This is a genomic window from Streptomyces sp. NPDC021224 (assembly GCF_044332905.1).
GTDB lineage: Bacteria > Actinomycetota > Actinomycetes > Streptomycetales > Streptomycetaceae > Actinacidiphila.
Genome location: NZ_JBIRPW010000003.1, coordinates 695,300 through 707,841, shown reverse-complemented (window position 1 = coordinate 707,841; position 12,542 = coordinate 695,300). Strand labels below are relative to the sequence as shown.

10 protein-coding genes, 1 tRNA gene and 2 pseudogenes are annotated in these 12,542 nt (G+C 68.5%); 7 read left to right on the top strand and 6 right to left on the bottom strand.

Annotated features, from left to right (window positions below; all coding sequences use genetic code 11):
* Nucleotides 1-4: 4 nt before the first annotated feature.
* Together ACH4PY_RS11570 and ACH4PY_RS11565 are read right to left on the bottom strand one after the other, a co-directional pair.
* Nucleotides 5-1,753 (bottom strand): glycosyl hydrolase, encoded by a 1,749-nt coding sequence (locus ACH4PY_RS11570; RefSeq protein ID WP_398179168.1) that lies wholly within the window; start codon nucleotides 1,751-1,753, stop codon nucleotides 5-7.
* Nucleotides 1,754-2,096: 343 nt separating this feature from the next.
* Complete coding sequence (locus ACH4PY_RS11565; protein WP_398179165.1) at nucleotides 2,097-3,011, bottom strand: LysR family transcriptional regulator; 915 nt, start codon at nucleotides 3,009-3,011, stop codon at nucleotides 2,097-2,099.
* 159 nt (nucleotides 3,012-3,170) lie between these two features.
* Here ACH4PY_RS11565 and ACH4PY_RS11560 point away from each other — a divergent pair, with 159 nt between their 5' ends.
* Both ACH4PY_RS11560 and ACH4PY_RS11555 read left to right on the top strand, forming a co-directional pair.
* Nucleotides 3,171-4,004: an SDR family oxidoreductase gene (locus ACH4PY_RS11560; protein ID WP_398179162.1), complete on the top strand. Its 834-nt coding sequence runs from the start codon at nucleotides 3,171-3,173 to the stop codon at nucleotides 4,002-4,004.
* Nucleotides 4,001-4,654 (top strand): DUF1772 domain-containing protein, encoded by a 654-nt coding sequence (locus ACH4PY_RS11555; RefSeq protein ID WP_398179159.1) that lies wholly within the window; start codon nucleotides 4,001-4,003, stop codon nucleotides 4,652-4,654. The genes ACH4PY_RS11560 and ACH4PY_RS11555 overlap by 4 nt, the downstream gene beginning before the upstream one ends.
* A gap of 255 nt (nucleotides 4,655-4,909) precedes the next feature.
* On the opposite strand, the gene ACH4PY_RS11550 is transcribed toward ACH4PY_RS11555, so the two are convergent.
* Nucleotides 4,910-5,434: a GNAT family N-acetyltransferase gene (locus ACH4PY_RS11550; RefSeq protein ID WP_398179156.1), complete on the bottom strand. Its 525-nt coding sequence runs from the start codon at nucleotides 5,432-5,434 to the stop codon at nucleotides 4,910-4,912.
* Between ACH4PY_RS11550 and ACH4PY_RS11545 the strand changes: the two genes are divergently transcribed.
* Nucleotides 5,424-6,017, top strand: coding sequence for a helix-turn-helix domain-containing protein (locus ACH4PY_RS11545; RefSeq protein WP_398179153.1), 594 nt, complete (start codon nucleotides 5,424-5,426; stop codon nucleotides 6,015-6,017). The genes ACH4PY_RS11550 and ACH4PY_RS11545 overlap by 11 nt on opposite strands.
* A 378-nt stretch (nucleotides 6,018-6,395) precedes the next feature.
* On the opposite strand, the gene ACH4PY_RS11540 is transcribed toward ACH4PY_RS11545, so the two are convergent.
* Nucleotides 6,396-6,499 (bottom strand) — tRNA-OTHER (locus tag ACH4PY_RS11540).
* A 412-nt stretch (nucleotides 6,500-6,911) separates the two neighbouring features.
* Here ACH4PY_RS11540 and ACH4PY_RS11535 point away from each other — a divergent pair.
* A pseudogene (locus ACH4PY_RS11535) lies at nucleotides 6,912-7,721 on the top strand (integrase core domain-containing protein); the annotation flags it as partial.
* A 309-nt stretch (nucleotides 7,722-8,030) separates the two neighbouring features.
* On the opposite strand, the gene ACH4PY_RS11530 reads toward ACH4PY_RS11535, so the two are convergent.
* Nucleotides 8,031-8,633, bottom strand: coding sequence for a TetR/AcrR family transcriptional regulator (locus ACH4PY_RS11530; protein WP_398179150.1), 603 nt, complete (start codon nucleotides 8,631-8,633; stop codon nucleotides 8,031-8,033).
* 121 nt (nucleotides 8,634-8,754) lie between these two features.
* Between ACH4PY_RS11530 and ACH4PY_RS11525 the strand changes: the two genes are divergently transcribed.
* From ACH4PY_RS11525 to ACH4PY_RS11515, 3 genes and pseudogenes are all read left to right on the top strand, one after another.
* Nucleotides 8,755-9,747 (top strand): aldo/keto reductase, encoded by a 993-nt coding sequence (locus ACH4PY_RS11525; RefSeq protein ID WP_398179147.1) that lies wholly within the window; start codon nucleotides 8,755-8,757, stop codon nucleotides 9,745-9,747.
* 145 nt (nucleotides 9,748-9,892) lie between these two features.
* A complete protein-coding gene (locus tag ACH4PY_RS11520; RefSeq protein WP_398179144.1) occupies nucleotides 9,893-10,960 on the top strand; it encodes an integrase core domain-containing protein in 1,068 nt (355 codons plus the stop codon).
* Nucleotides 10,961-11,013: 53 nt separating this feature from the next.
* Nucleotides 11,014-11,357: pseudogene (locus tag ACH4PY_RS11515) on the top strand (transposase family protein); the annotation flags it as partial.
* 210 nt (nucleotides 11,358-11,567) lie between these two features.
* Here ACH4PY_RS11515 and ACH4PY_RS11510 read toward each other — a convergent pair.
* The gene (locus tag ACH4PY_RS11510) at nucleotides 11,568-12,500 is read right to left on the bottom strand and encodes a WD40 repeat domain-containing protein (RefSeq protein WP_398179141.1); all 933 of its coding nucleotides are present in this window, start codon (nucleotides 12,498-12,500) and stop codon (nucleotides 11,568-11,570) included.
* Nucleotides 12,501-12,542 lie beyond the last annotated feature (42 nt).

Genomic DNA, 12,542 nt, shown 5'->3' with positions numbered 1-12,542 from the left:
GTGCTCAGCGGGCGGTGCAGGTAAGCGTGGGCGGCGGGTTGCTGCCGCTGTAGCTGCCCAGGAAGCCGAAGGTGGTCGAGCCGCCCGCGGCGAGGTGGCCGTCGTAGTCGGCGTTGGTGGCGGTGACCCTGGTGCCGTGCTGGGTGAGGGTCGCGCTCCAGCCGCCGCCCGCCCGCTGGCCGCCGCCGTAGTCCCAGCTGACCTCCCAGCCGTTGACGTCCCTCGGCCCGGCCGTGACGGTGACGTTCGCGACGAAGGCGTTGCCCCAGTCCGCGGTGACGACGTAGGTGGCCGTGCAGTCCCCGTAGTGCTTGACGTCGCCGAGTTCGTCGAGCGTCACGACGTACGGGTCGGCGTACACCCGCTTGAGGAAGTCGAGGTCGTTGCTCGCCGGGTCCTGCTCGGAGCCCGACCAGGCGACGAAGTACGACCACTGGGCCTGGTAGGCGCGCAGCAGGTCGGGGTCGGGAATCGTGCCCACCTCGGCCAGGGCGGCGACCTTGGTGTCGCCCGTGAGCGACAGCTCGTGGTCGTAGGTCAGGGCGACCGGCCCGTGGTCGCCCGCCTGCGGGTAGGAGTCGGCGCTGACCATGTCGACCACGTCGTCACCCGGGTACCAGGCAGGGTCCACCGAATTCCACTGCCAGACAAGGTTGTGGATGCCGTCCACCCGGGTCAGCCGGTCGTGCATGAGCCGGTAGAGCGCCTTCGCGGGCTCCGGGCCCTTCGCGCCCCACCAGAACCAGCCGCCCTCGGCCTCGTGCAGCGGTCGCCAGATCACCGGCACCCCGGCGTCCTGGAGCCGGCCGAGCTGCACCGCGATGGCGTCGATGTCGCGCAGCAGCAACTGGTAGTCCGTGCCGGACGGATCGGCCAGTGCCGCCTGGAGGTCGAAGGTCGTCGAGTCGGTGTAGAAGCCCCGCCACCACTCCTTGCCGGGCTGGTCGATGAGGCCGGAGGGGGCGTTCCAGTGCCAGCAGAAGGTGACGATGCCGCCGCGGGCGTCCCAGGCGAGGGCGTTCTCCGTCTCGGTGGACGTGGCGCCGCGTTCGACCCGGCTGGGCGAGTAGTCCATCATGTCCAGGCCCTCGATCGCCGGGGCCTTGCCGACGCTGTCCTCCACCCAGCTCTCGTCGGCGGCGCCCTGCTGGCCGCTGAGGATGTCCTGGCCGTAGTGCGCGGTCAGGTACTTCATGAGCGACTTCGCCTCGGGCGTGGCCTGCGGGTCGGTCAGCTCGCCGGTGACCTGGTGCGGCGGGCGGGGCGGGGCCGGGGTGAGCGAGATCGAGTCGATCAGGTACCACCCCCAGTCGTTAACGACGGTCACGGTGTTGGTCCCGGCCTTGAGCAGGACGTTGCCCGCGGCGGCGTCCGTCCAGTCGGTGGTGCCGGGGAGCGAGATCTCACCGACCCCCGCGTCGTTGACCAGGAGGTTGGTCTTCTTGTCGCCGTACGGGCCGTCGTAGCGGATCGAGAGGCTGTAGAGGCCTCCGGGGCTGTCCGGCACGGTGAAGGTGACCTTGTCGGAGGCGGTGTCGAAGCCCTCCGCGTATCCGGTGCCCTGGTAGCCGGGGACGGACGTGCCCACGGTCACCCCGTCGAGGGCGGCGTCCTCGGCCTGGTAGACGACGGTGGGCGGCGGATCCGCCGCATGGGCGGCGCCGGGCGCCAGCACGGCGGCTGCCGGAAGGGTGAGCAGGCAGGCGACCAGCAGCCGGACGAGCCTGCCACGGCGGTGGGTGCGGGGGGACAAAGGTTTCTCCACGAGTGTGAGGGGACGGGCGACGGGCGCCCGGGGAGCCGTACTGGGAGCGCTCCCATAGAGCCAGCCGACAGCCCGTCACGTCAACGGGCGTGCACCACCGGGCGATCACGCCGTGCACGACGCTGCGGGAGCCGACAACTCGTCCGCCCAGTTCACGCCCCTGATCACTTGCCGCCGGTAAACGACCGCGACAAGGACATCGAGATCCCCGCTCTGCGGCACCAGCTGCTTGGACGTCCGGAAACCGTCCTGCGCCGGCACCGCAACCTGCTCAAACGGCGCCAGGCTGCGACAGGCCGCGCAGGCCTGCTTTCCGAGTGCGCCGGGTAGGTCAGGGGGTGCCCCATCCCGTGTCGGGTTTCCCGTCGGCGTGGGTGAGCGCGGCCTCGTGGAAGGCCCTGAGCCGGGCCGTTGCGGCTGAAGGACGCCATACGAAACCCCATTCGTACGGCGGGGCGTCGCTGATCGGGACGTAGGTCACGTCGGGGCGGGCGTAGTAGGCGGCGGCGTGAGCGGGGGCAGGGTAGATGCCTTGTCCGGCGCCGACCAGGGCGATGAGTTCCTGAATGGTCTCGACGCTCTCGCCGCGTTCGACGGGGCGGCCGCCGGGGGTGCGTGACGGTATGTGGTGCTCGTCCCAGTAGTCGGGGACGGAGCGGGGCGAGCGCAGCACGATGTCGCGGGCAAGGTCGTCGAGGCAGACGCAGGCACGTCGGGCGAAGGGGTGGCGGGCTGAGACGGCGAGGACGTGGGGCTCGCGGATGAGCACCGGCCCGGCGGTCAGATCAGGCTCCTCGACAGGCCGGGAGCACAGGAGGACATCGATCTCGCCGCTGCGCAGCGGGCCGTAGCCGTCGCTGAACTGCACCTCGCGGATGCGCACCTCGACATCGGGGTGCCGGCGTCGCAGCGACTGCGCCACGGCGAGGATGAACGGGCCTCCGGGCGCTCCGACGAATCCCACGCGCAGCAGGCCGTCGACGGCGCGGCCGGCGGTCTCGGCCCGCCGTATCCCTTCGACGATCTGGTCGTAGGCGGGGCGGATGTCGTCGTACAGGCGCTGTCCCACCGGCGTCAGCGCGACCCGGCGGCTGGTCCGCTCGAACAGCAGCACGCCGACGCGCCGCTCCAGTTGCTTGACGGTCTGGCTGACCCGGGCGGTGGAGATACGCAGCCGTTCCGCGGTGCGTCCGAAGTGCAGCTCCTCCGCAACGGTCAGGAAGATCTCGATGTCGCGACGCTCCACGCCCGCGCCCCCTCGTCCTGGCAGCCTCCCGCCGCGGTCGTTAACGCTCACCTTAACAAAGGTGCGTGGACCGGTAGTTGGTCCGCGCTTCGCGCGGCCCGAGGCTGGAGGCACGGATCGACACCCCGATCGCGGCGAAGAGGGCGAAGGAGTCCCACCGTGCAACGACACGCACCCGTGCTGGTCCTCGGCGGGACCGGCAGGACCGGCCGCCGGGTGGTCCGGCGACTGGCGGCACTGCACCTGCCGGTACGGATCGGATCCCGCTCGGGCGGACTGCCGTTCGACTGGCAGCAGCCGGCCACGTGGGAGCCGGTGCTTGCCGGCGCCCGCGCGGTGTACGTCGCCTACCAGCCCGATCCGGCCGCCTCGGGCGCGGCAGACAAGGTCGGCCGCCTCGCCGGCCTCGCGGTGGCCTCGGGGGTGCGCCGGCTGGTGCTGCTCTCACGCCGCGGCGAGCCTGAAGCGATGCGCGCGGAGGAGGCGCTGAAGCGGTCCGGCGCGCAGTGGACGGTGGTGCGCTCGGCCGTCTTCCATCAGATCTTCAGCGAAGGACACCTGCGGGACGCGGTGATCGCCGGTCGGATCCCGTTTCCGGCCGAGTGGTCTCCCGAGCCCTTCGTCGACGCCGACGACGTCGCTGACGTCGCGGTTGCCGCCCTCACCGGGGACGGACACACGGGCCGGCTGTACGAGGTGACCGGCCCCGAACTCCTCACACTCGCCGACGTCGCCGCCCGGCTCGGCGCGGCGACCGGGCGGCACATCGCCCTCGTACCGCTTACCGCCCGGCAATACGCCCTCGTCCGGGCGCAGGCGCCCGAGGACACCACCGATCCGCCCGGACACCCGTTCACCACCGCTCTCGACGGCCGTAACTCCCGTCTGGCGGACGGCGTCCAGCGCGCTCTGGGCCGTGCCCCGCGCGACTTCGCCGACTACGCCCACCGCACCGCCGCCATCGGCATCTGGAACGAAAGGCACCACGCATGAAAACCCTGCAGCAGACCACCCTGATCCTGACCGCCCTCGCCACCGGCCTGATGGCCGGCCTGTTCGCGGCCTTCGCCTACTCCGTCATGCCGGGCCTGGCGCGTTCCTCCGACCGCACCTTCGTCGAAACGATGCAGAACATCAACAAGGCCATCCTCAACCCGGTCTTCATGCTGCCCTTCATGACGGCGATCCCACTGCTCGCCCTCGCGGTCGTCCTGGCCTGGCGCGGCCACGGACGGGCGGCGCTGCCGTGGCTCATCGCCGCGCTCGTGCTCTACCTGCTCGCCTTCATGGTCACCAGCAGCCTCAACGTCCCCCTCAACGACCAGCTCGCCAAGGCGGGCAGCCCCGACCGGATCAAGAACCTGGCAGCCGCGCGCAAGGACTTCGAGGACAGCTGGGTCGCTTGGAACATCGTCCGCGCCCTTCTCCACACCGCCGCCTTCGGCTGCCTGCTCTGGGCACTGATCGTCTTCGGCACCCACCGGTCGCAGGAAACCACAACGGCTGCCCCTCCGGTTCTGCGACCGCTCGCGGCCACGGCACAGCACGCCAGTCTCGTGGACGCTCCCCTGGCACCGACGGCGCAGGCGGGCCTGATGCCGCGGGGACCGCAGGCCCGTGAAACCGGTGGCCCGCGCTGGTAGTCCACCGGCACGACGATGGGCAGGCGTCGATGCCGCACCCTGCGGCATCGACTCGGCCACCGGAGGGATCCACCAGGGCCCGCGCGTCGTGGCAGCGAGAGGGGTGGCGCTGCCGGACCGGTGCCGGGCAGGTGCGCCGCAGGAACATCCGACCACGTCGTAGGGCGTCCCCGCCCGGGCCCGCGGGCGAAAGGCCTGCCTCGGGGTCGAGGGGGGTGCGGAAGGCCGACGCTGCCGGCGGCAGGGGCGATCCGGTCAAGAAAGGGGCAGACGCATGATCGTCAGGTCGAGCCGGCGCCCGAACTTGGTGCCCGCGTCGCGGATGGTGCCGACGTGCTCGAATCCGAACCGTTCGTGCAGCGTGATGGACGCGGTGTTCCCGGCCTCGATGTCAGCGATGACGATGCGGTGGCCGGCGTGGCGGGCCGCCTCGACGAGTGTGCCCAGCAGGGCGGAGCCTATGCCGCGCCGGTGTTCGCCGTCGCTGACGTAGACCGAGTCCTCGACGGTGTGGCGGTAGCCGTCGGAATGCCGCCACGGCCCGTACACGGCGAAGCCGACCACCTCTCCCGAAACCTCGGCGACGAACGCCGAGCCCCGACGGAGGTGAGCGGCCAGCCAGGCGGCACCGTCGGCTTCCGACAGCGGCGTATTCGTCCACAGCGCAGTCGAGTGCTCGATCGCCCGATTCCGGATCGAGCGGACCGCCTCCGCGTCCTGTGAGACGGCCGGTCGCACCACAACCTGGCTCTTCTTATATACTAGATCCATGTCCAACATAGTAGAACCACTGGTCGGGCAGATCGCAACCCGTATCCGCACCGAGCGCAACCGCCACCGCTGGACCCTGGCGCAACTGGCGGAAGCTTCCGGTGTGTCCCGCGCGATGATCAGCCGGATCGAGAACGGCGAAAGCAGCCCCACCGCGGTTGTCCTGGGCAAACTGTCCGCCGCGTTCCAGCTCAGCGTGTCCGAACTGCTCGCCCTCGCCGAACAGCCCGCGAGCCGGGATCCGGACGGACCGGCCGGACTCACCCGACGTGCCCACGCCACCGAGTGGTGCGACCCCGATACGGGATACCGGCGGCGCCAGATCTCCGGGGCGGCCTTCCCCGCGGAGGTCTCCGAGATCCGCCTGCCCGCCGGAGCCCACGTGGCCTACCCGGCTGCCGCCTTCGCGTTCATCCGCCAGGTCATCTGGGTCCTCGACGGTCACCTGACCTTCCACGAGGGCGACACCGTCCACGAACTCGACGCCGGTGACACCCTGGAACTCGCAGAGCCCGCGCCATGCGCTTTCCACAACACCACCGAGGCCGAGTGCCGCTACGCGGTCATCGTCACCCGCACACCCCAGCCATGACAGCCACCCACCCCTCCCCGCTGAACAGCTCCCGACGCGCGTGCAGCTGAGCGACCGCCGCATCCCCTACGGCAGCCCGGCCGAACGCCGCCACTCATGCGACCGGTTCCTTTCGCCCGGCCGGAACACCGTTCGCGAACCCGGCTCCGCCCGCCCTCGCGGCAACGCTCCGGCGTCTGCAGGAACCCCACAAGTACGTCTCCTCGCCCAAACGATCACGGTTCCGGGCGGAAGAGCGCCGTACTTCGCGTTTTTGGCCCCTCTGGTCCCCAGGTGGTCCCTGGCGACCTGACACGGCACCACATGAATACCGTTCCGAACAAGTCAAAAGACCCGCTGACCTGGCCAAATGCCAGTCAGCGGGCCCTTCGTGCACCGTCGGGACGACAGGATTTGAACCTGCGACCCCTTGACCCCCAGCGGTCGAGAACAAGTGCGGTTGTCGTTCACCAGTCCCAATTCCCAGGTCAGGGCCTGTCCCGTCCACCTCGCATGACAGCTGACGCCACCTCATGACGCACAGTCCGTGAGAGCCGCGTGAGAGGCAACGTGAACCGCATCAGGAAGTCGCCCTCAGGCGGATCACCCACGGGTCGCCGTGTACGACGGTCCGCCCGCTGCTTCAGGCAGAGGAGCAGTGTGCCGACGGTATTGCCCCAGCGCTACGACATCCTTGGCCAACTCAGCTGCCGGCCGGGCTTTCGCTCGCACGGCCAGCCCCTGCAGCGCAGCTCCGCACACGGGGAGGACGGTTGACGTAGCTGGCTGCAGCTCAATTCACTACGACGGCTCTCAGTGCCTGCTTGAACAGGTTCAGATCCGACCTCGCCGGGTCCTTCGAACCGGACGACCATCAGGCCGCTGACATGCGCGGATGGGATTCTCGGCGCCCACAACGCCGCCCAATCCCGGCCCCATCGCGGAGGCCGGCCACTCACCGTCCGCTCCATCCAGGCCCTCGTACTACGCCTGGCACGAGATCCCAACTGGGGATACCGGCCCGTGCACGGCGAACTGCTCGTTCCCGGCGTCAAGGTAGCCGCGTCCACGGTCTGGGAAATCCTGAAGGACGCCGGCATCCCACCAGCGCCCGAACGGGCTTCGAGCACCTGGGCCGACTTCCTGCACTCCCAAGCCGACGCTCTGTCGGCATGCGACTTCTTCGAGACCACCACCCTGTCCGGAGCACGGTTGTACGTGTTCGCGGTGATCGAGCACTCCAGCTGGCGCATCCGGGTCCTGGGCGCGACCGCTCATCCCACTGCAGCCTGGATGACTCAGGTGGCAAGGAACCTCGTCATGGACCTCGAAGACGCCGGCTGCCGGGCACGGTTCCTGATCCGCGATCGCGACGGGAAGTTTCCCGCCCTCTTCGACACCGTCGTCGCCGACGCCGGCATCGAGCTGGTCCTCAGCGGCATGCGCATCCCACGCATGAACTCAATCATGGAACGGTGGACGCAGACCTGCCGCCACGAACTCCTCGGCCGCACCCTCATATGGAACCACCGCCACCTGCTCCACGTCCTACGGGAGTTCGAACGGTTCTACAACGGGCACCGCCCGCACCAGGGCATCGCCAACGCCCGCCCCCTTCACGCGTTGCCGCCGCCCATCACCGACCCGGAGCAGATCGCCTGCCTCGACATACGAAAACGCGACCGCCTCGGCGGCATCCTCCACGAATACCAACATGCAGCCTGACCTGCACAGACGAAGTCTTCGGCAGGAGCACCGCCACGAAGACCAGCCGCGCGAGCAACCACAGGATCAGCGCCGCGATGCGCGGCAAGGACGTGACCCTGGAGCGACTCCGCGTCGACCGCTAGCTCGAAGAGGCCATGGTCAAGGGGCCTGACCCACTCCATCTCGCCGAGGTGTTCGGGCTCGACGAGAAAACCGCGATGCGATACGCGGACTCCACACGGGTGCTACTTGGAGCAGGCTGCCGAAACCGACCCCGTGAAGGGGGAATCCTGAGGAGTACACCGGAGCTGCCCGCAACTGGCGGCGTCACAGGCGGTCGGGGTGTGGGGTGCCCGCGCCGCGGAGCAGTGTGTCCACGACGAGCGTTGCGAGGGCGTCGGTGTCCTTCTCGTTCTTGTTCTGTGCGGCCTCGTGGATGAGGGCGTAGTAGACGCGGCGGGTCCACGAAATGTCGATGTCGGCGCGCAAGACGCCTGCCTCCCGGGCCCGGCGGAACAACTGTTCGCACGTGTCCCGTACATCGCCGTGGACGCGCGCCACCTCCGGGTTGGCCGAGGAGGCATGGCTCATCGCAAATCCCCAGCTGACCTTGACGCTGAGGACGTTCGCCGTCGTCTGGTAGAGGGCGACCAGCGGCGGAGCCGTGTCCGGGTGGGCGGCGCCTACCGCCGCGGCGAACCGTTGGGTGGCCCACATGGCCAGGGCGTCGAGGAGTGCTTCGCGGGTGGCGAAGCGCCGGTGCACGGTGGTGCGGGCGACACCGGCGGCTTCGGCGATCTGTTCCATCGTGGCCGCGGGGTCGCGGCTGAGGACGCGTTCGGCCGCCTCCAGGATCGCCGTCATCGTCCGCTCGGCGTCCGCGCGCAGCGGCCGGCTGCTGGCGGGCGTCGACTGCCTCTGTGTCTTCATAGAGAAAGCATACGACAGCGTCACGGTTCATCGCAGAGTTGCATCAACGATGTAGCACGTTGTAGATTCACTGCGCCCTGCTTGATGCAACTAGCGACTTCTCCTGAAAGGTTTGGAGCACGTGGAGTACATCCGCCTCGGCCGCAGCGGCCTCTCGGTGTCCCGACTCGTCCTCGGCACCATGAACTTCGGGTCGCGAACGTCCGAAGAGGACAGTCACGCGATCATGGACCGTGCGCACGAGTACGGCATCAACTTCTTCGACACGGCCGACTCCTACGGCGCACAGCAAGGCGAAGGCCTCACCGAGCAGATCCTCGGCCGGTGGTTCACCCAGGGCGGCGGCCGGCGCGACAAGACCGTCCTCGCCACCAAGGCCTACCAACCGGTGGGGGACGGGCCCAACGAGAACGGGCTGTCCGCGCTACACATCCGGCACGCGGTCGACGCGTCACTGAAACGGCTGCAGACCGACTACATCGACCTGTACCAGATGCACCACATCGACCGGAACACGCCGTGGGAAGAGATCTGGGAGGCATTCAGCGTCCTACGGCAGCAGGGCAAGGTCCTCTACTTCGGCTCGTCCAACTTCGCCGGCTGGCACATCGCGCAGGCGCAGGAGGCCGCGCGGTCGCGGCACTTCCTCGGACTGGTCACCGAGCAGTCGATCTACAACCTCATGACCCGCTGGGCGGAGCTGGAGGTGCTGCCCGCCGCACGGCACTATGGGCTGGGATTGATCCCGTATTCGCCGCTGCACGGCGGAATACTCAGCGGTGTCCTGCGCAAGCAGCGTGAAGGGCTCGCCGTCCGCAGCGGCTCCGGAATCTGGGCCGCCGCCTTCGCCGAGCAGCGAGAAGCCGTCGAGGCATACGAGAAGTTGTGCGCCGAGATCGGTCAGGACCCCGCCCACGTCGGACTGGCGTGGCTGCTCGCGCAGGACGGGGTGACCGGGCCGATCGTCGGGCCACGGACAGCCGAGCAGCTCGACGGCACACTGCGCGCACTGCAGATCACGCTCGACGGCGACACTCTCGCCAAGCTGGACGAGATCTTCCCTTCTCCCGCACCCAACGGCGCCAAGCCCGCTCCCGAGGCGTACGCCTGGTGAAGGTCGGCTCATTACTGAGGTTGTAGCTGGGACGGGGTCTCAGCACTGCGCTGCCCCCCGTTGCCCGTACTGCTTCAAAATGCCTTCACAATTGCTGACCTGGTCTGATGCTCCCAACCGGACGACCATCCGGCATCATCGCAACGTGCTCGTACGGATGATCTACCTACTGGCCACCCGGATCTTCGCCTGGCTTGTCCTTCTGTGCCGATCCTCTTCTGCAAAGAACGCCGAGATCCTGCTTCTCCGGCACGAGGTCATGGTGCTGCGTCGACAAGTCGACACCCCGAAACCGACCTGGCCAGACCGCGCCCTGTTCGCAGCCTTGGCCCGGCTGCTGCCGCGGATCCTCCGCAGCCATCGGATCGTCTCTCCGCGCACTCTGCCGGCCTGGCACCAGCGCCTGGTCAAGCAGAAGTGGACCCAGCCCAAATCGCCAGGACGGCCACCGATATCCGATGAGCTGCGCGAACTCATCATCCGGCTCGGCGTCGAGAACCCCCGATGGGGCGCCCGCCGCGTCCACGGCGAACTCCGCCGCCTCGGGCACAGGGTCAGCGCAGCCAGCGTCCGCCGCATCCTGCGTCAGGCCGGCCTCGGACCCGCACCGCGACACCAGTCGCCCCGCGGCGAGTGGGCGGCATTCCTGAAAGCCCAAACCGGCGGCCTGCTCGCCACGGACTTCTTCCACGTGGACACCGTCGGCCTGCAACGGCTGTACGCCCTCTTCGTTATGGAGATCGGCACCCGCAGCGTTCACATCCTCGGCGTCACCGCTCACCCCACCGCCGCCTGGGCGAACCAGCAAGCCCGGCAACTCCTTTGGCAACTCGGTGCCCGCGCTGCCGACTTCACCCACCTCATCCGCGATCGCGACGCCAAGTTCACCGCCGCGTTCGATGCCGTCTTCGCCAGCGAGAACATCGCCGTGACCAAAATTCCCCCGAGGAGCCCGAACTGCAACCCGCACGCCGAACGCTTCGTCCGGTCTGTGCGCGAGGAATGCGCTGACCGGCTCCTGATCTACAACCACGGCCACGCGCACAAGGTCCTTCACGAGTACGCCACCCACTTCAACCGACACCGACCACACCAGGGCCGAAAGCAGCTCGCTCCCCTCGACGACCCGAACATCATCCCCCTCCCTGCAACCCGGATCGAACGGCGGCAAGCGGTCACTGGCCTTATCAACGAATACCACCGGGCAAGTTGATCAAGGAGAAAGGTCCCAGGTCAGAGACAGCGAGGCCGTTTTGAAGCACTACGCGGCTGCTGTGCCTCTCACCCGCACGGCCGGGCCGAGCCCACGATCTGACCGCCGCCCGCACCCACCGGATCATCCGTATCTGCGAACGCCAAGGGGTCCCTGTCCTGGCCGACCTCGCCTACCAGGGCGCCGGCCCCTGGCTGACCACCGGCATCAAACGCAAGCCCTGCACGAACTCACCTCACCGAGAAAACCCTCAACCGCGCCCTGGCCGCAGCACGGGCACCCGTCGAACGCGGCATCGCTCGGCTGAAGTCCTGGCGGATCTTCCGCCGATCGCGTGCAGCCCAACCACATGACGTCAATCGCCGGGGCCGTCCTCACCCTGGAGCGGCAACGCTGAAGAAGCTCAAGGGTGCTCGCGGCGACATCGAGAGCGTGGTGCTGCCGTGCTCGGCGGCGCCTGGACTCGCTATGCGAGGTCTACAGGGCGACCGGGGTGACGTCCGGTAGATCGCCGGTGAAACGGGCTTCTACCTGCTGGTCTGCTACCTGACCGTCCGCCGGCAGCTCAGCTCATTGCGCCACTGGCCACGGGTCCCATCCCATCCCCTCATGAAATCAGCGCTACGTCGCGGGCGACGTCGACGACGTTGATGACCACCTTCTTGTCGTGGGTCAGGAGGGTGTGCGGATCGCTGCCGTCAAGGGACATGATGCTGATGCTGTCTGGCGGGGCCATGAGAAGGCGCCCGTGCATGAGAGCGAAACAGTAATGAGGGAGGTCGGGGGTTTCTTCGGGGCCGCGGATGGCACCGGTCACGACGTTCGTGATGAGGGTGGGGGGTACGGGCGTCTGGTTGTAGTCGACCTCTTCGGGGAACAGGACGACTTCCTGGTCGCTCGCCCACGCGCCCTGGGGGCACGGAAGGATCTCCCTGTCGGAGATCTGGTTGACGAGGTTTCCGTCGGCGGCTCCGAGGATCGTCACGGCCAGTTGGTCGTCGGTGTCGGCGTGGGCGATGGCGATGTAGTGCCCGCCGGGGGACCAGCCGATCTGCCGTTCCGCCGGCAGCCCTCCCGGCGCTGACCACAACTTCCGGCGCACGCCTGTTGCCAGGTCGATGATCCAGACGATCATCCAATCCTCCGGGAAGCGGCCGTCAGGGCTTTGGACGCTGGTGGAGGAGAGCACGGCCAGTTCGCGTCCGTCCGGGGAGAACGCAGCACAGTAGTCCGTTGCCTCGTCGGACTCGTCGAACCGCACCTCCGAGCCGTCAGCCAGGGTGTGGACGATCAGATATTTGTCGCCCGTGGAATACGACCAGGTGATGTAGGCGATGCGCGTGCCGTCTCCGGAGAGTGCAGCGGCCTGCGTCTCCCATCCCTCGCGCACACACTCGACAGCCGCGAACGTTCCGGTGTCCGCATCCCACACCTGGACGGTTACCCCAGGTCGAGGAGGCCAGCGGGCATCGATCAGCAGCCCGGCACGCACGACCCGCCGCACAGGCGTGTCCGACGACAACTCCCACGGCTCAGCCATCGCCGTAAACCCCCACCCGTTCACACGCACCGTTTCCGCTAC

Excerpts from the sequence above, each read along its gene's own strand:
- ACH4PY_RS11530 (WP_398179150.1), bottom strand. The coding sequence starts at position 8,633 with ATGAAGACACAGAGGCAGTCGACGCCCGCCAGCAGCCGGCCGCTGCGC.
- ACH4PY_RS11550 (WP_398179156.1), bottom strand. The coding sequence starts at position 5,434 with ATGTTGGACATGGATCTAGTATATAAGAAGAGCCAGGTTGTGGTGCGA.
- ACH4PY_RS11510 (WP_398179141.1), bottom strand. The coding sequence starts at position 12,500 with ATGGCTGAGCCGTGGGAGTTGTCGTCGGACACGCCTGTGCGGCGGGTC.
- ACH4PY_RS11545 (WP_398179153.1), top strand. The coding sequence starts at position 5,424 with ATGTCCAACATAGTAGAACCACTGGTCGGGCAGATCGCAACCCGTATC.
- ACH4PY_RS11555 (WP_398179159.1), top strand. The coding sequence starts at position 4,001 with ATGAAAACCCTGCAGCAGACCACCCTGATCCTGACCGCCCTCGCCACC.